This window comes from Ideonella sp., from assembly GCF_036277275.1.
GTDB lineage: Bacteria > Pseudomonadota > Gammaproteobacteria > Burkholderiales > Burkholderiaceae_C > Ideonella.
Map to the genome: position 1 here is coordinate 42701 of NZ_DASUNH010000018.1, position 22568 is coordinate 65268.

Annotated in this window: 18 protein-coding genes; 9 read left to right on the forward strand and 9 right to left on the reverse strand. The window is 66.5% G+C overall.

The features are described 5' to 3' along the window. Nucleotides 1–4 precede the first annotated feature (4 nt). The 3 genes from VFY73_RS03930 to VFY73_RS03940 are packed head-to-tail and all read right to left on the reverse strand — an operon-like array spanning nucleotide 5 to nucleotide 3041. Nucleotides 5–811, reverse strand: a complete 807-nt coding sequence (locus VFY73_RS03930; RefSeq protein WP_329716607.1) for a phosphoadenylyl-sulfate reductase — start codon at nucleotides 809–811, stop codon at nucleotides 5–7. After that, a complete protein-coding gene (locus VFY73_RS03935) occupies nucleotides 808–1296 on the reverse strand; it encodes a DUF934 domain-containing protein (protein ID WP_329716623.1) in 489 nt (162 codons plus the stop codon). Before VFY73_RS03935 ends, VFY73_RS03930 begins: the two co-directional genes overlap by 4 nt. A gap of 2 nt (nucleotides 1297–1298) precedes the next feature. Beyond that, nucleotides 1299–3041, reverse strand: coding sequence for a nitrite/sulfite reductase (locus tag VFY73_RS03940; protein ID WP_329716608.1), 1743 nt, complete (start codon nucleotides 3039–3041; stop codon nucleotides 1299–1301). 161 nt (nucleotides 3042–3202) lie between these two features. Here VFY73_RS03940 and VFY73_RS03945 point away from each other — a divergent pair, with 161 nt between their 5' ends. Then, the gene (locus VFY73_RS03945; protein ID WP_414654388.1) at nucleotides 3203–4102 is read left to right on the forward strand and encodes a patatin-like phospholipase family protein; all 900 of its coding nucleotides are present in this window, start codon (nucleotides 3203–3205) and stop codon (nucleotides 4100–4102) included. Between the two features lie 279 nt (nucleotides 4103–4381). Here VFY73_RS03945 and VFY73_RS03950 read toward each other — a convergent pair whose 3' ends face one another. Continuing rightward, nucleotides 4382–4942 (reverse strand): phasin family protein, encoded by a 561-nt coding sequence (locus VFY73_RS03950; RefSeq protein ID WP_329716610.1) that lies wholly within the window; start codon nucleotides 4940–4942, stop codon nucleotides 4382–4384. 255 nt (nucleotides 4943–5197) lie between these two features. Here VFY73_RS03950 and VFY73_RS03955 point away from each other — a divergent pair, with 255 nt between their 5' ends. The 6 genes from VFY73_RS03955 (at nucleotide 5198) to VFY73_RS03980 (ending at nucleotide 11052) form a co-directional block, all read left to right on the forward strand. Further along, the gene (locus VFY73_RS03955; RefSeq protein WP_329716611.1) at nucleotides 5198–6160 is read left to right on the forward strand and encodes a histone deacetylase; all 963 of its coding nucleotides are present in this window, start codon (nucleotides 5198–5200) and stop codon (nucleotides 6158–6160) included. Next, nucleotides 6157–6615: a thioesterase family protein gene (locus tag VFY73_RS03960; RefSeq protein ID WP_329716612.1), complete on the forward strand. Its 459-nt coding sequence runs from the start codon at nucleotides 6157–6159 to the stop codon at nucleotides 6613–6615. Before VFY73_RS03955 ends, VFY73_RS03960 begins: the two co-directional genes overlap by 4 nt. A gap of 4 nt (nucleotides 6616–6619) precedes the next feature. Further along, complete coding sequence (locus tag VFY73_RS03965) at nucleotides 6620–7321, forward strand: nitroreductase (protein WP_329716613.1); 702 nt, start codon at nucleotides 6620–6622, stop codon at nucleotides 7319–7321. Nucleotides 7322–7441: 120 nt separating this feature from the next. Next, nucleotides 7442–8428 carry a D-glycerate dehydrogenase gene (locus VFY73_RS03970; RefSeq protein ID WP_329716614.1) on the forward strand — a complete coding sequence of 329 codons (987 nt, stop codon included), beginning with the start codon at nucleotides 7442–7444 and terminating at the stop codon, nucleotides 8426–8428. An 81-nt stretch (nucleotides 8429–8509) separates the two neighbouring features. Beyond that, complete coding sequence (rmuC, locus tag VFY73_RS03975; RefSeq protein ID WP_329716615.1) at nucleotides 8510–9862, forward strand: DNA recombination protein RmuC; 1353 nt, start codon at nucleotides 8510–8512, stop codon at nucleotides 9860–9862. Between the two features lie 71 nt (nucleotides 9863–9933). Next, nucleotides 9934–11052, forward strand: coding sequence for an MFS transporter (locus tag VFY73_RS03980; protein ID WP_329716624.1), 1119 nt, complete (start codon nucleotides 9934–9936; stop codon nucleotides 11050–11052). A gap of 6 nt (nucleotides 11053–11058) precedes the next feature. Here VFY73_RS03980 and VFY73_RS03985 read toward each other — a convergent pair whose 3' ends face one another. The 5 genes from VFY73_RS03985 to VFY73_RS04005 all read right to left on the reverse strand — a co-directional run bounded on the left by VFY73_RS03985 (nucleotide 11059) and on the right by VFY73_RS04005 (nucleotide 17942). Beyond that, nucleotides 11059–11703 carry a glutaredoxin family protein gene (locus tag VFY73_RS03985; protein ID WP_329716616.1) on the reverse strand — a complete coding sequence of 215 codons (645 nt, stop codon included), beginning with the start codon at nucleotides 11701–11703 and terminating at the stop codon, nucleotides 11059–11061. 45 nt (nucleotides 11704–11748) lie between these two features. Then, the gene (locus tag VFY73_RS03990) at nucleotides 11749–13779 is read right to left on the reverse strand and encodes a M3 family metallopeptidase (protein ID WP_329716617.1); all 2031 of its coding nucleotides are present in this window, start codon (nucleotides 13777–13779) and stop codon (nucleotides 11749–11751) included. A gap of 29 nt (nucleotides 13780–13808) precedes the next feature. Continuing rightward, nucleotides 13809–14663, reverse strand: a complete 855-nt coding sequence (folD, locus tag VFY73_RS03995) for a bifunctional methylenetetrahydrofolate dehydrogenase/methenyltetrahydrofolate cyclohydrolase FolD (protein ID WP_329716618.1) — start codon at nucleotides 14661–14663, stop codon at nucleotides 13809–13811. Between the two features lie 88 nt (nucleotides 14664–14751). Continuing rightward, nucleotides 14752–15375 (reverse strand): response regulator transcription factor, encoded by a 624-nt coding sequence (locus tag VFY73_RS04000; RefSeq protein WP_329716619.1) that lies wholly within the window; start codon nucleotides 15373–15375, stop codon nucleotides 14752–14754. Beyond that, nucleotides 15372–17942: a PAS domain S-box protein gene (locus VFY73_RS04005; RefSeq protein WP_329716620.1), complete on the reverse strand. Its 2571-nt coding sequence runs from the start codon at nucleotides 17940–17942 to the stop codon at nucleotides 15372–15374. The genes VFY73_RS04000 and VFY73_RS04005 overlap by 4 nt, the downstream gene beginning before the upstream one ends. Before the next feature lie 207 nt (nucleotides 17943–18149). Here VFY73_RS04005 and aceE point away from each other — a divergent pair, with 207 nt between their 5' ends. After that, nucleotides 18150–20855, forward strand: a complete 2706-nt coding sequence (gene aceE, locus VFY73_RS04010; protein ID WP_329716621.1) for a pyruvate dehydrogenase (acetyl-transferring), homodimeric type — start codon at nucleotides 18150–18152, stop codon at nucleotides 20853–20855. A gap of 16 nt (nucleotides 20856–20871) precedes the next feature. After that, the coding region (gene aceF, locus VFY73_RS04015) for a dihydrolipoyllysine-residue acetyltransferase (protein WP_329716622.1) at nucleotides 20872–22568 on the forward strand (1697 nt) is incomplete at its 3' end.

Genomic DNA, 22568 nt, shown 5'->3' on the forward strand with positions numbered 1-22568 from the left:
TGCGTTAGGCCGTGACGGCTTTGCTGCGTTCCTGCGCGGACGAAGCCACTGGCTGCGCCACGTGCAGGCCGCATTCCTTGGCCTTTTCGTCTTCCCACCACCACCGGCCGGCGCGGAATTCCTCGCCCACCGCGATGGCTCGCGTGCAAGGTTCGCAGCCGATGCTGGGCATGAACTGGTCATGCAGCGCGTTGTAGGGCACGTCGTTCGACTCGATGTAGTGCCAGACGTCGTTCCAGCTCCAATCGGCCAAGGGGTTGAACTTGACGCGGCCGTTCGCCTCGACCTCCCGCGGCGGCACGGCGCCGCGGTTGGCGCTCTGCTCGCGGCGCAGGCCGGTGACCCAGGCTTGGCGCCCCTGAAGCATGCGCGACAGCGGTTCGAGCTTACGAATCTGGCAGCAGCCCTTGCGCAGCTCGATGCTCTGGTACATGGCGTCTTCGCCGTTGCGGCGCACGAAGTGCACGACAGCTTCCTCACGCGGGCTGTAGACCTCCACATCGAGGTTGTAGCGTGCTTCGATCTCGGGGATCAGTGCCAGCGTTTCTGTGTGCAGCTTGCCGGTTTGCAGCGTGCCCACCGCAATCGGCAGGTTCAGCTTGGCGATGAGATCGGTCAGCACCATGTCCTCGGCGCCCAGGCTGGTGGCCTGCACGATGGAGCCGGGGTGCTCCAAGGCCGCCTGGCGAAGCTGGGCGATGGTCGCTTCGACGCGCTCCTCGTAACCTTGGGTATGGCGGGCGTACAGCGAGATTGCGCTAGACACCGGGGCGCCGCCGGGCAGCAAGGACAAAGTCGATTGGACGCTCATGAAGGAACCCTCGAAAACAACGGGCGGGTCTTATGGACATCGCCCTGGTAATGTTCGGTGACGATTTGCAGCGCGCGGCGGGCGCTGGCTTCGCTCTGGCCATCGCGCAGTTGCACGGCGTCAAAGCCGGTGCGTTGCAGCAGCGGCAGCATGTCGACGACCACATCGCCTGCGGCACGCACTTCGCCGAGATAGCGCAGGCGAACACGCAACAACCGAGCCTGGCTATAGGCGCGGCCATCGATCCACTTGGGGAACTGGAGTGTAACCAAAGCCAAACGCGGCAGATCGTCGGCCAAGTCTTCGACCGTGGCGGTGTTGACCAGCGTCAAACCGACCGGCAAGCCCTCGGGCCAGGTGTCTCGCACGGCCAACCACTGCTCGAGGGTCAGCAGGCTGTGGGCTGCTGCTGGCGGTACCGCGTGGGGGCCAAATTCACCCACCGGCGCACGCCACGGGTCTTGGGAGGCTTGGATGAACTTCATGGTCACACAGCCTCGGCGGTTTCCACCACGGCGACCGGCTTGGCCGCCACCGGCGCGGCGGTGTCGCGCCGCACGGCGTCGGCCGCGGCACGGAAAGGCGGTACGCCCAGGCGGCGGGCCGTGTCGATGAAGTGCTCGCCCACCTGACGCTCGCGCAGGTAGACGTCGATCAGCGCTTCGACCACATCGGGCACTTCGTCGGCCGAGAACGACGGGCCGATCACCTTGCCGGGGACGGCAGCGCCGCTCAGCGTCGAGCCGTCGGAGCCCGCAACCGAGATCTGGTACCACTCGCTGCCGTCCTTGTCGACGCCGAGGATGCCGATGTGGCCGGTGTGGTGGTGGCCGCAGGAGTTCATGCAGCCGCTCATGTGCACGTCGATGTCGCCGATGTCGTACAGCGCGTCGATGTCGTCGAAACGCTCGGTGATGCTGGCGGCAACCGGGATCGAGCGGGCGTTGGCCAGCGCGCAGAAGTCACCGCCGGGGCAGGCGATCATGTCCGTCAGCAGGCCGATGTTTGGCGTCGCGAAGCTGGCTTCCTTGGCGGCGTGCCAGACCGAGAACAGGTCGGCTTCACGCACCCACGGCAGCACCAGGTTCTGGTCGTGCGAGACGCGCAACTCGCCCAGCGAGTAGCGGTCGGCCAGCTGGGCGGCGGCTTCCATTTGCTCGGAAGTGGCATCGCCCGGGGCCTGGCCCGCGCGCTTGAGCGACAGCGTCACCGCGCGGTAGCCCGGCACGCGGTGGGCGTGCACGTTGCGCTCCAGCCAGCGCAGGAACGCGGCTGGCGCCGGGCCGGTGCGGTTCGGATCGAAGCCATTGGTGGCAGGGTGCACGCCGTTCGGATCCTGGAAGTGGCGCGACACGCGCTCCAGCTCAGACTGCGGAATGATGTGTTCGCGGCCATCCACGTCCTGCTCGAGGATCTTGGTGAACTCGGTATTCACCGCGTCGATGAACTTCTGGCCCTCGGCCTTGACGAGGATCTTGATGCGCGCCTTGTAGGCGTTGTCGCGCCGGCCGTAGCGGTTGTAGACGCGGACGACGGCTTCGAGGTAGATGAGGATCTCCTGCCACGGCACAAAGGCGTTCGTGATGGTGCCGATGATGGGCGTGCGGCCCATGCCGCCGCCGACGTAGACCTTGAAGCCCACCTCGCCCGCGTCGTTCTTGACCAACTGCAGGCCGACGTCGTGCCAGGCAATCGCAGCGCGGTCTTCGACGGTGCCGCTGACGGCGATCTTGAACTTGCGCGGCAGGAAGGCGAACTCGGGGTGCAGCGTGCTCCACTGGCGCAGGATCTCGCAGTAGGGGCGCGGGTCGACGATCTCGTCCGCAGCGATGCCGGCGAACGCATCGCTGGTGATGTTGCGGATGCAATTGCCCGACGTCTGGATGCCGTGCATGTCCACTTCGGCCAGCAAGTCCATCACGTCCGCCGACTTCGGCAGCGGGATCCAGTTGTATTGCAGGTTCTGACGGGTGGTGAAATGGCCGAAGCCGCGGTCGAATTCGCGTGCGATGCGGGCGAGCTGGCGCAGCTGGCGCGACGACAATTCACCGTAAGGCACGGCCACACGCAACATCGGCGCATGGCGCTGGATGTACCAGCCGTTCTGCAGCCGCAGCGGGCGGAAGTCGTCGTCAGCCAGCTCACCAGCCAAATTGCGGGTGAGCTGGTCACGGAACTGCGCAGCGCGCTGGTGCACGAACTGGCGGTCGAACGAGGTGTATTGGTACATGGTTCTATGGAGTTGCCCCGAGTGAAACAGGGCTTGGAAGGCACTCTACGGATTCGTTATATGCTTTAAAAGAACACAAATTTCACTTGAATATTTCTTTCGAATCTAAAGAGGGTGCCCAGGGCCCTGACGCGGGTCGTCGGGCCCTGTGTTGGCGCCTGATGTGGGCGGCCGCAGCCGGCTTGCCGCTGGCGGCCTGCCAGACGGCGCCGCCGCGCCCACCTGTGGTGGCCGAGCCACCCGTGGCATCGCCTCCGCCGCCCGCCGTGCCCCCTGCGCCACCGCGGCCTCCCCGGATCGGGCTGGCGCTGGGGGGCGGCGCGGCGCGCGGCTTCGCCCACATTGGTGTGATCCAGGTGCTGGAGGAGCAGGGGATCCGGCCCGACTTGGTGGTGGGCACCTCGGCCGGCAGCTTGGTGGCCGCGATGTACGCCTCGGGCAAGAGCGGCGTCGAAATGGGTTCGCTGGCCCAATCGATGGACGAATCCGGCCTGACCGACTGGTCATTCCCGGGCCGCGGTCTGATCCGCGGTGAGGCGCTCGCACGCTACGTGCGCAGCCAGACGGGCGGCCTGAATATCGAACAGATGAAGATGCCGCTGGGCATCGTGGCCACTGATCTGGGCGATGGCACGCCGATCCTGTTCCAGCGCGGCGATGCTGGCGTGGCGGTGCGCGCATCCAGCGCGGTGCCGGCGGTGTTCCAGCCGGTGAAGATCGGCAACAAGGAATATGTGGATGGCGGGTTGGTGTCGCCGGTGCCGGTGCGATTTGCCCGGCAGATGGGGGCCGAGTTGGTCATCGCGGTCGACATCTCGTCGCCGCCCGACGGCAATGCCACCGGTGACGCGCTGCGCATGCTGCTGCAGACCTTCGCGATCATGAGCCGCAGCATCAACCGTTTCGAGCTGAAAGAGGCCGACGTGGTGTTGCGCCCGGGCTTGAACGGCGTGTCAGGCGCCGACTTCACGGCCCGCATGAAGGTCGTCCAGTCGGGCCGCGATGCCGCATTGGCCGCGTTGCCGCAGTTGCGCCAGCGGATTGCGGCATTGACGCGCTGAGCGGCGAAAGCTGCGCCAAGTGCGCGTCAGGCAATAAAAAACCCGGTGGTCCGCGAGGACCAGCCGGGTTGGAAGGTACCTGGAAAGCCGAACTTTCAGAAGGTACCGAGGAGACAACCTTCCATGAAGGCCACGCCGCTCAGGCACGAGCGTGGCGTTCTGAGAGACAACCGGCAGGCGGCGGAAGTTCCGTCGCGTTGCTATTTGGTCGCGCACGCAGGTGCGTCGTTCCCCGGCTGGCTCTCTTTCAGAGAGCTTCAGGCATCCAGTCTGACCACATCAAGCCGTCGCGGCGCGGCGAGCGGCCTTGGGGGCCGATTGGGCGGCCTTGACGGCGGTGTTGGTCACGGCCTGGAAGTTGGCCTCGGCCACTTCAGCAGCTTGTTTGGCTGCCTTGTGCGCGCTTTCGTAGGCGTTGTTGGCGGCAGAGATGGCCGACTTCACCAGGGCCACGGCGCTTTCGGTGCCGGCCGGGGCGTTCTTGACGGCGCTGTCGACGGTGGCCATGAATTTCTTCTGGACGTCGGCCAGTTGCACTTCTGCGACCTTGGTCACTTCGGCGTTGGTCGACGCGGCGATGTCGTAGAGGTGGCGGCTGTAAGCGGCGGCCTTCTCGGCGGCGGGTTGCAGCAGGCCGGCTTGCAGCGACAGCAGCTCTTGGGCGTCCTTGACCGACAGCGTGGCCTTGGCGGTCTCGGCGACTTCACCCAGCGAAGCCTTGGCGAGTTGCAGGTTCAGTTCAACCAGCTTCTCGACGCCTTCGAAGGCCTTGTTGGTCAGGTCGAACAGGGTTTCGACGTTGGCTTTTTGAGCGGCCAGCAGTTGTTCAGCGGTCAGCATGGGAATCTCCTATCGGATCAGTGGGGTGGGGGCAGGGACTGCAGCCGTTCCAAAAACCAATGGTGCGCTGCAACATGGTCCGAAGTATTGGGGTTCTGGCCGAGCTTTGCAAGCTGTTTTTGTTGCAGTGCAGCATAGTAGGGTCATTGCCCTAGGATCGGGCGCTGTCACGGCCCTGACAAGCGGCGGTGCGCCGTGTCCTTGCGGATCGACCCTGCAAGCCGGTCGAACGCTGTGGCAAAGTGCCTGCGCACCATGCGGGCCTATACCTCCGACCACTTCGTGCTGCCGCTGCCGGAAGGGCACCGGTTCCCGATGCCCAAGTACCGCTTGTTGCGCGACCGGGTGGCGGCGCAATTGCCTGGCATCCGGCTCGAGGAGGCGCCGCCGGCGTCCGACGGCGAGCTCGCACTCGCGCACGAGCCGGTCTATGTAGCGGCGGTGTCCGAAGGGCTGCTCAGTGCGGCCGCTCAGCGCGAAATCGGCTTTCCCTGGTCGCCGCGGATGGCCGAACGCGCACGGCGCTCGGTCGGCGCCACCATCGCCGCCGCGCGAGCGGCATTGGCCGAAGGCGTGTCAGCCAATCTGGCCGGTGGCACCCACCACGCGAGCGCGGACAAGGGCTCGGGCTATTGCGTGTTCAATGACACGGCTGTGGCGGCACGCCTGATGCAAGCGGAATGGCACCGCCTTCACAAGGCCTTGCTGCGGGTGGTCGTGATCGACCTTGACGTGCACCAGGGCAACGGTACGGCGGCCGTCTTTGCCGACGATCCGACGGTGTTCACCTTCTCGATGCACGGCGAGCGCAACTTCCCGTTCCGCAAGGTGCCTGGCGACCTCGATGTCGAACTGCCCGACGGATGCGGCGATCTGCCGTACCTGGCGGCGCTCGATGCAGCGCTGGAGCAGGTCTGGCGCCACCACGAAGGTCGCTTGCCGGGACTGGCCTTCTATCTGGCCGGTGCCGACCCCCACGAGAACGACCGGTTGGGCCGGCTCAAGCTGACCGCTGCCGGCATGGCCGAGCGCGATCGGCGCGTGCTCGCTGCGTTGCGTGAGCGCCGCATACCGGTGGCGCTGAGCATGGCGGGTGGCTACGGGCGCGACATCCATGAGACCGTGGCGCTGCAGGCGCACACGCTGGAGCTGGCCGCCGACAGCTGGCACGCCTGGCAGCGTCGAGCGCGCGTGCCGATGGAACAATCGCTCGCATGAACAGCAGCGTTACTTCCGAGGCCACCCGCGTGCAGGCCGAGCCGCGCAGCGCCTACTGCGTCTTCCGCACCATCGGCACGCGCTGGATGGACAACGACGCCTACGGCCACATCAACAACGTCGTCTACTACAGCTTTTTCGACACGGCTGTGAACGGCTACCTGATCGAAGCCGACGCACTGCAGATCGAGACCAGCCCAGTGATCGGCCTGGTGATCGAGACACGCTGCAACTATTTCGCGCCGCTGGCCTTTCCCCAAGCCGTCGAGGCGGGGCTGCGGGTGGCACACGTCGGCCGCTCCAGCGTGCGCTACGAAGTGGGCTTGTTCGGCGCCGATGAGCCGCTGACCGCCGCCGCCGGCCATTTCATTCATGTTTACGTGGACCGCGCCACCCGCCGGCCCACGCCGCTGCCGCCGGCGCTGCTGGCGGCCCTCGCGCCCTTGAAGGTGTGACCCCATGAGCCTCATCACCGTCGAATCGACTGCGGCCGTCGACGCCGCCATCACGTCGCGCCGCTCCATCCGTGCTTTCCTGCCCACGCCCGTGCCACGCGGCACGGTGGAAGAGATCCTGGCCGTGGCCGCACGTGCGCCGTCCGGCACCAACACCCAGCCCTGGCATGTGCATGTGCTGATGGGGGAGGCGCGGCAGAGGTTGTCGCAGCGCTTGCGCTCGGTCTACGACGACCCGGCCGCGCGCTCGCAGCACACCGAGGAATACGCCTACTACCCGACGGAGTGGCGCGCGCCGTACATCGATCGCCGACGCAAGGTCGGCTGGGATCTGTACGGCCTGCTCGGCATCGGCAAGGCCGACAAGGCCCGCATGCACAGCCAGCATGGCCGGAACTACGAGTTCTTCGACGCGCCGGTCGGCCTGATCTTCACGATCGAACGTGTGATGCAGCAGGGCAGCTGGCTCGACTACGGCATGTTCCTGCAGAACGTGATGGTGGCCGCCCGTGCCCGCGGGCTGGACACCTGTCCCCAGGCCGCGTTCACGCAGTTCCACCGCGTCATTTCGGCTGAACTGGGGCTGGGGCCCGACGAAATGGTGGTCTGCGGCATGTCGCTCGGCCATGCCGACCCCAATGCGGTGGAGAACACGTTGATCACCGAGCGCGAGCCGGTGGCTGGCTTCACGCGCTTCCATGGCTGAAGGGGCGGGGCCGGCGCGTCGTGGCGGGGCCGGGCGCATCAACAGCGGCGATGATCGGCCCCCACCCGGGAAACGTCTGTCGCGACGGCGTTTGAAGCCATTCATGGAGTGTTCGCAGTCATGGCCCAGGAACGACAACGCGTGCTGGTGGCACGCCGCCTTTTCCCTGAAATCAGCGAGCGGCTCGCCGAGTATTTCGAGGTCGATGCCCACCAATTGACCGAGCCATTGTCGGCCGAAGAACTGGCCGAGCGGCTGCAAGGCTGCGCGGGGGCATTGATCACCGGCACCGAGCGCATCGATGCCGCGTTGCTGGCGGCCTGTCCGCAATTGCGCGCGGTCTGCAGCATGGCGGTCGGCTTCAACAACATCGACGTGCCCGCTTGCACCGCGCGCCGGGTGCTGGCCACCAACGCGCCTGGCGTGCTGACAGAGACCACCGCCGACTTCGGCTTCGCGCTGATGATGGCCACGGCCCGCCGCATGGCCGAGAGCGAGCATTGGCTGCGCGCCGGCCACTGGAAGCAGTGGTCCTACGACCTGTTCGCCGGCTCCGATGTGCACGGCGCGACATTGGGCATTCTGGGCATGGGCCGCATCGGCCAGGCCATTGCCAAGCGCGGTGCGCTCGGCTTCGACATGAAGGTGGCCTATCACAACCGTAGCCGGCTCTCTCAGGCCGACGAGGCTGCGGTGGGCGCTCGCTACCTGAGCCTGCATGATCTGCTCCGTCAGGCCGACCACCTGGTGATCGTGGTGCCGTACACGCCGCAGACGCACCACTTGATAGGCGCCAATGAGCTGGCCCTGATGAAACCGACGGCGACGTTGACCAACATCGCCCGCGGCGGCGTGGTCGACGATGCCGCCCTGGCCGCTGCCTTGCGAGAGCGACGCATCGCCGCAGCGGGGTTGGATGTATTCGAGGGCGAGCCCACCGTGCACCCTGGCCTGCTGACGGTGCCCAACGTGGTGCTGACGCCTCACATCGCGAGCGCCAGCTTGCCCACCCGTCGCGCGATGGCCGAGTTGGCGGCCTCCAACCTGATCGCTGCCTTGACGGGCGGGCAGCCGCCGACGCCGCTGAACCCCGAAGCGGTGGCCTGAGCCATCGATCCTGGGCGGCGGATCCGCGAGGTCGAGCCTGAGCGGGGCAAAGGGCTGATCATGGGCTGAGACAATCGACCCATGACTGAATGGATGCTGTTGGCGCTGGCCGCGCTGAACCTGACGGTGTTGATCTTCATCGGCCTGCGCTTGCGGCGGCGCAACGACGACAACACACAAACCCAGGCGTTGCTCACCACGCTTCGCGATGCGGCCCGGGCCGACAGCGACCGGCTCGAGCGCGAACTGCGCGACGAACTCGGCCGCAACGCCCAAATGGCCCGCTCGGACCTGGGCAACTTCCAGCAGATGCTGTTGAACCAGTCGGGCGACGTGGCCCGGACGCAGAACGAGCAGATCGACTCGTTTCGCGCCCAACTGGGTTCGATGCAGCAGCTGATTGCCGACCAACTGCGTGTGCTGGGCGAAGCCAACGCGAACCGGCTAGCAGAGGTGCGCGGCACCGTGCAGACCCAGCTCGCCGCGCTGCAAGAGGGCAACGAGCGCAAGCTCGAGCAAATGCGCGCCACGGTCGACGAGAAGCTGCACGCGACGCTGGAGCAGCGCCTGGGCGAGAGTTTCAAGCAGGTGGCCGAACGGCTGGAGCAGGTGCACAAAGGCCTGGGCGAGATGCAGTCGCTGGCCCGTGACGTCGGCTCGCTGAACCGTGTGCTGACCAACGTGAAGACGCGCGGGATGTTCGGTGAGGTGCAATTGGCGGGCCTGCTGGAGCAGGTCTTCACGCCCGAGCAGTACGGCGCCAACGTCGAGACCGTGCCGGGTTCCAAGTGTTATGTCGACTTCGCCATTCGCCTGCCGGGCCGGCGCGATGATGGGGCACCGCTTTGGCTGCCGATCGATGCGAAGTTCCCGCGTGAAGACTACGAGCGGCTCCTGACCGCCCAGGATCAGGCCGACAAGGCGGGCGTGGAGGCCGCCGGCAAGGCGATCGAGAGCAAGCTGCGCGAAGAAGCGCGCTCGATCCGCGAAAAGTACATCGCCGCGCCCCACACCACCGACTTTGGCATCCTCTTCGTGCCGACGGAAGGGCTGTATGCCGAGGCTTTGCGCCGTCCGGGCCTGGTGGAAGCGCTGCAGCGTGAGCACCGCATCACACTGGCCGGCCCGACCACCTTGCTGGCCACGTTGAGCAGCCTGCAGATGGGCTTTCGCACGCTGGCGCTGGAAAAGCGCAGCGCCGAGGTTTGGGAGGTGCTCGGCGCCGTCAAGAGCGAGTTCCAGAAATTCGGGGACGTGCTGGCCAAGACCAAGAAAAAGCTCGACGAGGCCAGCAACCAGATCGAGTTTGCCGAGAGGCGCACGCGCGTGATGGCGACCAGGTTGAAAACGGTAGAGACCTTGCCCGAAGGGCGGGCCCAGGCGTTGCTTGGCGCTTTGGCGGAAGAAGACACCGGCGCCGAGGGCGAGGCTTGAGCGGGGCGGGCTCGCCGCCAGCGCCCAACCTGCGCGCCGCCTTGCCGGCGGTGGTTGGCTCGTTGATCTGTGTGCACGCCAGCATGGCGGCCACACGTGTCACCGCCAGCTTGCTGGTGTTGGAGCGGGGTTATCCGGAATGGATTGTTGGCGTGCTGCTGTCGCTGTTCGCGGTGGCGCCGATCGGCTTGTCGTTGTGGGCCGGCAGGTTGGCTGACCGCCATGGCCTGCACCGCCCCTTGAGCGTGGGCGTCGCGATGGGCCTGGCCGGCGCGCTGGTGGCGGTGTTGACGCAGCACCCGGTCGCGTTGGCGATTGCCGCGTTGGCGACCGGTGGCGCGGTGGCGGTGGCTGCGGTTGGCATCCAGCGCGAGGCGGGCTTGATGGCACGCGACGCCAGCGACCTGAAGCGCGTGTTCAGCTGGATCGCGCTCGGCCCGGCATTGTCCAACGCCGTGGCGCCGGTGGTCGTGGGCTTGCTGATCGACCACATCGGGTTCCGCTCGGGCTTTGTTTTCGCTGCCTTGCTGCCGTTGCTGGCCTGGTGGTTGGGGCAGCGGGTGCCAAAGGGGCCGTCGAGCGCGGTCTGGAAACCCGACGAGGACAGCCGTGGCCGGCCGCGCGGCGCGTTGAGCCTGCTGCGGGTGTCACCGCTGCGCCAGCTGTTGCTGGTGAACCTGGCGCTGTCGTCCTGCTGGGATGCGCACAGTTTTGCGGTGCCGGTGCTGGGCCACGCGCGGGGCTTGAGCGCGTCGAGCATCGGGCTGATCCTCGGCTCGTTTGCGTTGGCCGCGACCGTGGTGCGCCTGGCCATTTCGCGCTGGGCCGACCACTTGGACGAGAAGCGGGCCCTGCGCGCCGCGATGGCGCTCGCGACCGTCGTCTGCGCTGTCTACTACTGGCTGCCCGGTGCCGCCGGCATGATGCTCGGCTCGGCGCTGCTCGGGCTGGCGCTGGGTTCGGTGCAGCCGATGATCCTGGCGATGCTGCACCAGGTCACCCCGGGTGACCGCCACGGCCAGGCGTTGGGCTTGCGCATGCTGGCCACCAATGCCGCCACGATCGTGATGCCGGTCAGCTTTGGGGCCTTGGCCGCAGCCACGGTGCCCGCGGCGCCGCTGTGGCTAATGGGCTCACTGGTGCTGGCCGCCCAGATGCCCGCGGCGCGCATCGTGCGGCCGCAGGCTTGATGGGGCTCAGAAGCGGATGTTTGGGCCGCTGGCCGCGCGTGCGGGAGCTGCGGCGTCGGCCGGCGCTGCAGGTGTGGCGTCCGCTGTTGTCGGGGCAGCTGCCGGCTGGACCAGCGGCGTGGGGCCCGGGGCACGGTAGTTGGCCGGCAGCTTCGACTGGCCGGGGTATCCCGCTGCATCGAGATAACTGTTCCACTCACTTGGGGTGACGCCCTTGAGCTGTTGCTGGCCGATGGTCAGAACGGGCAGGGTGCTCTCGCCCGTCAGGCTTTGCAGGGCCGCCGTGTCGGCTGAAGTGTTGCCCACCATCTTCTCGGCAAATGGCACGCCGCGCGTTTGCAGCAACTGCCGGCCAGTGTCACACGGGCGGCAGCCAGTGGCGGAGTACAGGGTCACCGGGTATTTGGTCGCAGCCTCGCGCAACTCGACCGGCAACCCGCTCAGGTTTGGCGCACCGCCGCCCGAGCTGACCGATACCGGCTTCACCTTGGCGTCGCTGCCAGCCGGCGGCGGGGTGTCGGAGTAGGTCACCTTGCCATCCGGCCCGACGATCTTGTAGACCGCGTGGGCGGGCAGGGTCAGCGAAGCGAGCGTCAGCGCGGCGGTAACCAATCCCAACGAACGAACGAGCGGGAGGCGAATGGTGGTCATGGTGATCAAACCCTGTCGTGCAAGTTGGCAATCTAGCGGAAGAACTCAGGCGGCGATGCCTTGATGACGCAACAAAGCGTCAATGGTCGGCTCGCGGCCCCTGAAGGCCTTGAAGCTTTCGAGCGCCGGCCGGCTGCCGCCCATTTCCAGAATCTCGCTGCGGTAGCGGCGGCCGGTGGCGGCATTGAGCACGCCTTCTTCCTCAAACGCACTGAAGGCGTCGGCGGACAACACCTCTGCCCACTTGTATGAGTAATACCCCGCAGAATAGCCGCCGGCGAAGATGTGGGAGAACGTGTGAGCGGTCCGCGCAAAGGCGGGCGGCTTGATCACGGCCACCTCGTCACGCACTTCGCCGGCGATCGCCTGGATGCGCTGAGGCGCGTCGGCCTCGGTGTGCAGGCGCATGTCGAACAGGCCGAACTCAACCTGGCGCAGCGTCTGCAGCCCGCTCTGGAAGTTCTTGGCCGCCAGCATCTTGTCGAACAGCGCGCGTGGCATGGGCTCGCCGGTCTCCACATGGGCGGTCAGGTGCCTGGCGACCTCCCACTCCCAGCAGAAGTTCTCCATGAACTGGCTGGGCAGCTCGACTGCATCCCACTCGACGCCCGCGATGCCCGACACGCCGAGGTCGTCGACGCGCGTCAGCAGGTGGTGCAGACCATGACCGAATTCGTGGAAGAGGGTGATGACGTCGTCGTGCGTCAGCAGGGCGGGCTTGTCGCCAACCGGCGCCGCGAAGTTGCACACCAGGTGTGCGATCGGCGTCTGCAGGTGACCGGTGTCCGGGCGCAGCCAACGCTCGCGCGCGTCGTCCATCCAGGCGCCCGGGCGCTTGCCGGCGCGGGCGTGCGGGTCGAGGTAGAACTCGCCCACCAGTTGGCCGGCCCGCTCGATGCGGAAGAAACGCACCGACTCGTTCCAGACCGGCGCATCCGCCGGGCGGATCGTGACCTCGAACAGCGTCTCGATGATGCCGAACAGGCCCTGCAGCACCTTGGGCAGCGGGAAATAGGCTTTCACCTCCTGATCGCTGAAGGCATAGCGGGCCTCCTTCAGCTTCTCGCTGGCGTAGGCAATGTCCCAGGACTGCAGGTCGGCCAGGCCCAGGTCGCGGGCGGCGAATTCGCGCAACTCGGCCAGGTCATGCTCTGCGCTGGCCCGTGCCTTGGTAGCCAGGTCGCGCAGGAAGGCCATCACCTCGGTCGGCGTGCGGGCCATCTTGGGGGCCAGTGACACCTCGGCGTAGTTGGCGTAACCCAGCAACTGAGCTTCTTCTTGGCGCAGCGTCAGCAGCTCGGCCATCACCGGCGAGTTGTCGAGCTCGGTCGGGCCCTGCTCGCTGGCGCGGGTGACGTAGGCCGTGTAGAGCTTTTCGCGCAGCGGCCGATGGCTGCCGTACTGCAGCACCGGAAAGTAGCTCGGGAAGTGCAGTGTGATCTTGTAGCCGGGCTGGCCGTCTTTCTCGGCCGCGGCGCGCATGCCTTCCAGCACGTCGGCGGGCACGCCGACCAGTTCGTCCTCGGTCGCGTAGTGGGCGAAGGCGTCGGTTGAATCCAGCACATGGTTCGAATAGGCCTGCGACAGCTCGGCCATGCGATCCTGGATTTGCGCAAAGCGCGCCTTGGCCTCACCCTTCAAGTCGGCGCCCCCGAGCTTGAAGTCGCGCAGCCAGTGGCTCAGCGCCTGGCGGCGCGGGGCGCTCAAGCCGGCAGCACCGGGGCTGACGGCGACCGCCTTGTACTTGGCGTACAAGCGCTCGTCGCTGCCCTGACGGGTATAGAACTCGGTCACGCGGGCCAGGTTCTCGGCGTGCACGGCGCGCAGTTCGGGCGTGTCCGCCACGTGGCTCAGGTGGCCGACGGCGCCCCAGGCGCGCGCTAGCCGCTCGGTGGCCACCGCCAGCACGGCCGACATCGCGTCGAAGTCGGCCGGTACATCGGGCCCGACCACGCGTTCCAGTGCAGCGTTGGCACCGGCCAGCAGTTCGTCGATGGCGGGCGTCACATGCTCGGGGCGTATCGCGTCGAAGGCGATCGGGCGGTCGAACTGGAGCAGCGGGTTGGTGGTGGTCATGGGCAGTCCTGGGCTGATCCGGAAGAGACTCAAATGCCGGCGCGGCGTTCCGCGGCCTCGATGGTATTGACCAGCAGCATCGTGATGGTCATCGGGCCGACGCCGCCGGGCACCGGAGTGATCCAGCTGGCCACTTCGCTGACGCCGGCAAAGTCCACGTCACCGCAGAGCTTGCCTTCGTCGTTGCGGTTCATGCCGACGTCGATCACGACGGCGCCGGGCTTGACCATGTCGGCCGTCAGCACGTTTCGCTTGCCGACCGCGGCGACCACGATGTCGGCCTGGCGCGTGTGCAGGGCCAGGTCGGGGGTCGCGCTGTGGCAGATGGTGACCGTTGCATTGGCGGCCAGCAGCAGGATCGCCATCGGCTTGCCGACGGTATTGCTGCGACCGATCACGACCGCGTGCTTGCCTCTCAATGAGACGCCTGTCGACTCGATCAGCTTCATGCAGCCGTAAGGCGTGCAGGGGCGGAAGCCCGGCAGGCCGGCCATCAACTCACCGGCCGAGAGCACCGAGTAGCCGTCCACGTCCTTGGCGGTATCGATCGATTCGATGACCTTGGTGGCGTCGATATGCTTGGGCAGCGGCATCTGCACCAAGATGCCGTGGATCGAGGGGTCGATGTTCAGCGCGGCGACGCGGGCCAGCAAGTCTGCTTCGCTCAATGTGGCGTCGTACTTCTCGAAGACCGAGCGCAGCCCATTGTCTTCACAGGCCTTGACCTTGTTGCGCACGTAGACGGCCGAGGCAGGGTCTTCTCCGACCAGGATCACGGCGAGCCCCGGCTGGTGGCCACGGGCGGTGAGGGCGGCGGCGCGCTGGGCCACCTCGGCACGGAGTTGCTTGGACAGGGCGTTGCCGTCGATGCGTTGAGCGGTCATGGGGTGAGTCCTCGACTGGAAGCGCAAACGGGGCCCTGGGGCCCCGTCTTTTGAATTGGTGTCGGCGTGAAGAAGTTCAGGCCCGGGTTCAGGCTTTATGGGTGGCACCCAGCGCGATCTTCAGCAGGTCGGCCACGGTGTTGGCATTGAGCTTTTCCATGATGTTGGCGCGGTGCGCCTCCACCGTCTTGATGCTGATGCCCAGGTCGTCGGCGATCTGCTTGTTCAGGCGGCCGGCGACGATGCGCTCCAGCACCTGGGCTTCACGCGTGGTCAGGCGCGACAGCAGCGCGTCGCGGCTGGCTTGCTCTTGATACTGCGAGAAGGCGACGCGGGCTTGATCGAGCATGCGTTCGACCAGCACCACCAGTTCTTCTTCCTTGAAAGGCTTCTCGATGAAATCCATCGCGCCTTTCTTCATCGTCGTGACCGCCATCGGCACGTCACCGTGGCCGGTGATGAAGACGACCGGCAACGGGCTCTTGCGCTCCAGCAGGCGGTCTTGCAGTTCCAGCCCGCTCATGCCGTCCATGCGGATGTCGGCGATCAGGCAGGCCACCTCGCGCGGATCGAAGCGCGAGAGAAATGATTCGGCGGAATCAAAACACTTGACCCGGTAGTCCTTGCCCTCGAGCAGCCACTGGAGGGAATCTCGCACCGCCTCGTCGTCGTCGACCACGTAAACGGTACCCTTTTTCGGAATCAGGCTCATGAGGCAGAGGCGTTCGGGTTCGACGCTGCAGCCACATCCGGCACGTCTGGCACGGGGTGGGCTTCAGCGCGTTGGGACAGATCGACCGGCAGGGTAAACGCGAAGCGGCACCCGGTGACGGACCCGCCATTGTAGAGGTTCTGGGCCCTGATCCGGCCCCGGTGAGACTCAACGATCGATCGACAAAGTGACAGGCCGATGCCCATGCCTTCGGCTTTGGTGGAAAAGAACGCTTCGTACAACCGGGCCAGCACGTCTTCCTTCATGCCGGGGCCCATGTCGGTCACGCTGAACTCGATCACGCCGCCTTCCTCGGGGGTGTGGCGCGGCACCACGCGCAGCTCGATGTGGCGGCGCGAGTTCTGCATCTTGGCGCTGTCGATCGCCTCGGCGGCGTTCTTCAGCAGGTTCAGCAGCACCTGCTCGATCAAGATAGGGTCGACGTTGAGCATCGGCAGCCGCTGCGCCACGTAGGTATGGATGTTGACCTTGCGCCGGCGCAGCTCGATGCCGGCCAGCTCGACCGCGTCCTCCACGATGTCGCGCGCGTGGGCGGGCTGACGTTGCGGCTCGCTGCGTTTCACGAACGAGCGGATGCGGTGAATGATCTGGCCGGCGCGCTCGGCCTGGCGGCCGGTCTTTTGCAGTGCGGCGATCAGGTCGTCGGTGCCGATCGAGCCGGCGCGTACGCGGCTGACCATGCCGTTGCAGTAGTTGTTGATCGCGGTCAGCGGCTGGTTCAGCTCGTGGGCGACCGACGAGGCCATCTCGCCCATCGTGATCAGGCGGCTCGTGACCTGCGCCTTCTCGGCCTGCTGCTGCGCTTGTTCTTCAACGCGGCGGCGTGCGGTGATGTCGGTGGCGATCAGCATCTGCGCGAGGCGGCCGTCGGTCCATTGCAGGTAGCGGGCCCGCACGTCGAACCACATCTGCAGTGATTCGACGAACACCTCGCGCGGCTGGGCGCCGGTCTCGGTCAGCGGCTGGGTCGGCAAGCCCGACAGACCGTCCACTTCCTCATCCGGCTCGGGCAGGTAGGGTGCGCCGTTCGAGCTGTTGGCCAGGATCGCGTGGCCGCGCGCATCGACGCCGAACCACAGCCGGTACGAGCGGTTGGCGAACAGCAGCTCGCTGTGCTGCACCGAGAGCACCGACACCGCCGCGTCCAGACCCTCGAGCACGGTGGTGAAGCGTTCGTGCGATGCCGAGAGCTGGTCGCGGATGCGCTTGGCCTCGGTGATGTTGGTGATCGAGGTCATCCAGCCGGTCTGCTGGCCCTTGGGGTCGATCAGCGGCGAGACATACATCCGTGCATCGAACAGCGAGCCGTCCTTGCGCATCACCTTGACCTCGATGCCGCCGACCGGGCTGCGGCCCTGCAACTCCTGCTGCAGCAGCCGGGTGTTTTCTTCGATGCGGTCCGGCGGCCAGTAAGGAAAGGGCGGGTAGCGGCCGATCAGGTCGGCCTCGGCGAAGCCGGTCATCGCGCAGAAGGCCGGGTTGACATAGGTGACGCGGCCGTCCTTGTCCATCGCCCGCATGCCCGTCAGCATGGAGTTTTCCATCGCCCGGCGGAAGTTCGTTTCCTGCACCAGCGCGTGCTGGATCTGCGAGCGGCGTCGCATGTGGCGCCAGGTGCCGAGCAGCATCCACACCGTCAACACCGACAGTGCGACGACCATCCAGAACAGCGTGTTGCCGATCAGGCCGATCGAGGTGCGGTAACCCTGGCCGCGCAGCGTCAGGCCGTTCGACATGGGTGCCAGCGGCAGGTCGTACTGCAACGACGGCGGCGTCGCCGGCTGGCCCGGCATCGAGCTCACGGTGCTGACCAGCACGCGGTTGTCAGGCCCGAGCACGCTGACCAGGTGGCGGCGCGTCACCTCCGTCGGCACGAAAAAGCGCACCAGTGCCTCGACCGAGTACTCGACGATCAGCGTGCCGGCGAAGTTGCTGCGGTCGATCAGCGGGATCTGAACCTGGAACACCGACAGCCCGCTGGCGTCGGTGAACGGGCGGGAGTAGACCGGCTGACGCGTATCGCGCGCAGCGATGAAGGTGTATTCGGCCTCGCTGCGGCGGCCTTCGGCGGGCAGTGACGGGTCGGCGGTGTTGGTGCCGCTGCCATCCTCCGGATGGAAGCTCAGCACAGCCTGACTGGCGCGCACGCGGCGCTGCGCGTTGACCCAGGTGAAGTGACGCACCTCGGGTCGCTCGCGCTGGAAGGCACCGGCCTGGCCCAGGAACTCGGCGGTGTCGATGTCCTTCGTGACCAGCTCGCGGGCGATGCGCACGAGCTGCTCCTGGTTCTCGATCAGGTGCAGGCGGATCTGCTGCTGAGCGACTTCGGTGTCACGGCGCAGTGCGTCGGTGGCGCGGTCGATTTCCTCGCTGCGCAGGTACCAGAAGGCGGCGGTGATCGCAGCCAGGAACATCAGCACCGAGACCAACGGGCCGATGGTCGCGAAGCGGTCTTGCCGAGCCGGCGATTGTTGGCGCCACCAGCGGCCGAACAAGCGCTGCAGGCGCGATGGGGAAGTTTTGAGCGGTTCGCGTGCCAGGGCCATTGACGCGATTATCGGGCGCTGCATTTGCCATCGCGAAACGCGTCAAGGTCAAGCGTGCGAATCGACCTGGGCGCAAGCGCTGTTCAGTCTACGTAGACACCACAATATGAAACGCGCAGCCACCATTTGAAAATCCAAACGGGCTGTGCGAAACTTCGCGCCGACCCACGAAGCCGGCCCGTGTTGGCCATTCACGAGGAGACAAAGATGTCCGCCCTGCCTGAACCTTTTCTGGGCGCCGCCGCCAACGATGCGGATGCGCAGGAAACCCGCGAATGGCTCGACGCCCTGTCGGCCGTCATCGACACCGAGGGCCGCGATCGTGGCCATTTCCTGCTCGAACAGCTGCTGGAGCACGCCCGCCAGCACGGCGTCGACCAGCCGTTCTCGGCCACCACCGGCTACGTCAACACGATCGAGCCCGAGGACGAAGCCCAGTGTCTGGGCAACGTCGAAATCGAAGAGCGGCTGCGCGCCTACATGCGCTGGAACGCGATGGCGATGGTCGTCAAGGCCAACCGCCTGCACCCCGAGGACGGCGGTGACCTGGGCGGCCACATCTCGTCGTTCGCGTCGGTGGCCACGATGTTCGGCGCCGGCTTCAACCACTTCTGGCATGCCGACACGCCCGACCACGGCGGTGACCTGCTCTACATCCAGGGCCACTCGGCGCCCGGCATCTACGCCCGCGCCTTCATGGAAGGCCGGATCACCGAAGAGCAGCTGCTGAACTTCCGGCAAGAGGTCGACGGCAAGGGCCTGTCGAGCTACCCGCACCCGAAGCTGATGCCCGAGTTCTGGCAGTTCCCGACCGTCTCGATGGGCCTGGGCCCGTTGATGGCGATCTACCAGGCGCGGTTCCTGAAGTACCTGCACGCCCGCGGCATTGCCGATACCTCGAAGCGCAAAGTGTGGGTCTTCTGTGGCGACGGCGAGATGGACGAGCCGGAGAGCCTGGGCGCGATCGGCCTGGCCGCGCGCGAGAAGCTCGACAACCTGATCTTCATTGTCAACTGCAACCTGCAGCGCCTGGACGGCCCGGTGCGCGGCAACGGCAAGATCATCCAGGAGCTGGAAGGCGAGTTCCGCGGTGCCGGCTGGAACGTCATCAAGCTGATCTGGGGCTCCTACTGGGACCCGCTGCTGGCGCGCGACAAGGATGGCCTGCTGAAGAAGGTCATGATGGAGACGCTGGACGGCGACTACCAGGCGATGAAGGCCAACGACGGCGCCTTCGTGCGCAAGAACTTCTTCGGCCGCCATCCCAAGCTGCTGGAGATGGTCGCCAAGATGAGTGACGACGACATCTGGCGCCTGAACCGCGGCGGCCACGACCCGAAGAAGGTCTACGCGGCGTACCACAAGGCCGTCAACACCGTGGGCCAGCCGACGGTGATGCTGATCAAGACCGTCAAGGGCTTCGGCATGGGTAAGGCCGGCGAGGGCAAGAACATCGCCCACCAGGCCAAGAAGCTGACCGACGAGGACATCAAGGCCTTCCGCGACCGCTTCAACATCCCCATCCCCGACAGCGAGCTGGCGAAGATCCCGTTCTACAAGCCGGCCGAAGACACGCCGGAAATGCGCTACCTGCACGAGCGCCGCAAGGCGCTGGGCGGCTACCTGCCGCAGCGCCGCAGCAAGGCCGAAGAGAGCCTGCCGGTGCCCGATCTGGCCACCTTCCAGTCGGTGCTGGACCCGACCGCCGAGGGCCGCGAGATCTCGACGACGCAGGCGTATGTGCGCTTCCTGACCACCTTGCTGCGCGACAAGCAGCTGGGCCCGCGCACGGTGCCGATCCTGGTCGACGAGGCGCGCACCTTCGGCATGGAAGGCTTGTTCCGCCAGATCGGCATCTACAACCCCGACGGCCAGAAGTACACGCCGCAGGATCGCGACCAGGTCTCCTACTACAAGGAAGACGTGGCCGGCCAGATCCTGCAAGAGGGCATCAACGAAGCCGGCGGCATGGGTTCGTGGATCGCGGCGGCCACGTCGTACTCGACGAACAACCGGATCATGATCCCGTTCTACGTCTACTACTCGATGTTCGGCTTCCAGCGCATCGGCGACATGGCCTGGGCGGCGGGCGACATGCAAGCCCGCGGCTTCCTGCTCGGCGGCACCTCGGGCCGCACCACGCTGAACGGCGAAGGCCTGCAGCACGAAGACGGCCACAGCCACATCCTGGCCGGCACGATCCCGAACTGTGTCAGCTACGACCCGACCTTCGCCCACGAGGTGGGGGTGATCATGCAGCACGGCTTGAAGCGCATGGTCGAGCGGCAGGAGAACGTCTTCTACTACATCACCCTGCTGAACGAGAACTACCCGATGCCGGGCCTGAAGGCCGGCACCGAGGAGCAGATCATCAAGGGCATGTACCTGCTCGAAGAGGGGGCCAAGAAGACGCCGCGCGTGAACCTGCTCGGCTCGGGCACGATCCTGCGCGAGTCGATCGCCGCCAAGAAGCTGCTGGAAACCGAGTGGGGCGTGGCGGCCAACGTGTGGAGCTGCCCGAGCTTCAACGAGTTGACCCGCGACGGCCAGGACTGCGAGCGCTGGAACCTGCTGCACCCGACCGACAAGCCGCGCGTACCCTTCGTGACCGAGCAGCTGAACCCGCACGCCGGGCCGGTGATCGCATCGACCGACTACATGAAGAATTACGCCGAACAGATTCGCGCCTTCATGCCGAAGGGGCGGACCTACAAGGTGCTGGGCACCGACGGCTTCGGCCGCAGCGACTTCCGCTCGAAGCTGCGCGAGCACTTCGAGGTCAACCGCCATTACATTGTGGTCGCCGCGTTGAAGACGCTGGCCGACGATGGCAGCCTGCCGGCCGCCAAGGTCGCCGAAGCGATTGCCAAGTACGGCATCAACGCGAACAAGATCAACCCGCTCTACGCCTGAGCAGGAGACAACGCACATGGCATTGGTTGAAGTGAAGGTCCCTGACATCGGGGACTTCAAGGACGTGGCCGTCATCGAGCTGCTGGTCAAGCCCGGCGACACGGTCAAGCCCGAGCAGAGCCTGGTCACGGTGGAGAGTGACAAGGCATCGATGGAGATTCCGTCGACCCACGGCGGCGTGGTGAAAGAGCTGAAGGTCGGCCTGGGTGACAAGGTCAACCAAGGCACGCTGCTGTTGTTGCTGGAAGAGGCTGCAGGCGCTGCGGCTGCCCCGGCTGCCAGCGCGGCTGCGGCACCCGCTGCCGCGGCGGTTGCGCCGCCCCCTCCCGCGGCCGCGCCTGTTGCAGCCGCCGCTCCGGCCGCAGACGCCGCTCCGGCCGCAGCCGGTGGCCGCATCGACGTGGTCGTGCCTGACATCGGTGACTTCAAGGACGTTGTCGTCATCGAGCTGCTGGTCAAGGTGGGCGACACGGTCAAGGCCGAGCAGAGCCTGATCACGGTCGAGAGCGACAAGGCGTCGATGGAGATCCCGTCGTCGCACGCCGGTGTGGTCAAGGAAATCAAGGTTGCCCTGGGTGACAAGGTCAACCAAGGCACGCCATTGGTGGTGCTCGAAGGCGCAGGGGGCGGTGCCGCCTCGGCTGGGGCCGCCGCGCCCGCACCGGCGCAGACCGTGACGGCTGCCGGCCACGCGCCGGGTACGCTGACCAGTGCCCCGGTCGAGCGCACCGCGCCAACAGCCGCACTGCCGGCCCATGAGCCCAGCGCGCCGCAGGGCACGCTGCCGCACGCATCACCGTCTATCCGGCGCTTCGCGCGCGAGCTCGGCGTGCCGCTGGCCGAAGTGAAGGGTTCGGGCCCCAAGGGCCGCATCACGCAGGACGACGTGCAGAACTTCGTCAAGCAGGTGATGGCCGGTGACCAGCAGACCACCGCGCAAAAGGCCAAGGCGCCTGCGGCAGCGGCAGGCGCCGCTGCAGGCGGTGGCGCCTTCCCGGGCCTGCTGCCCTGGCCGCAGGTCGATTTCACCAAGTTCGGCCCGGTCGAGCGCAAGGAGCTGAGCCGCATCAAGAAGATCAGCGGCGCGAACCTGCACCGCAACTGGGTCGTGATCCCGCACGTCACCAACCACGACGATGCCGACATCACCGAGCTCGAAGCGTTCCGCGTGCAGCTGAACAAGGAGAACGAGAAGTCCGGCACCAAGGTCACGATGCTGGCCTTCATGATCAAGGCCGCGGTCGCGGCGCTGAAGAAGTTCCCCGAGTTCAACGCCAGCCTGGACGGCGAGCAGCTGGTGCTCAAGCAGTACTTCCACATCGGCTTCGCGGCCGACACGCCGAACGGCCTGGTGGTGCCGGTGATCAAGGACGCCGACAAGAAGGGCATCTACCAGATCAGCCAGGAGATGGGCGAGCTGGCCAAGAAGGCGCGCGACGGCAAGCTGGGCCCGGCCGACATGAGCGGCGGCTGCTTCAGCATCTCGTCGCTGGGCGGCATCGGCGGGCGCTACTTCACGCCCATCATCAACGCGCCCGAGGTCGCGATCATGGGCGTGTGCCGCAGCACCACCGAGCCGCGCTGGGACGGCAAGGCCTTCCAGCCGCGTCTGATCCTGCCGCTCAGCCTGAGCTGGGACCATCGTGTGATCGACGGCGCTTCCGCCGCGCGCTTCAACACCTACCTGGCCAACGTGCTGGCGGACTTCCGCCG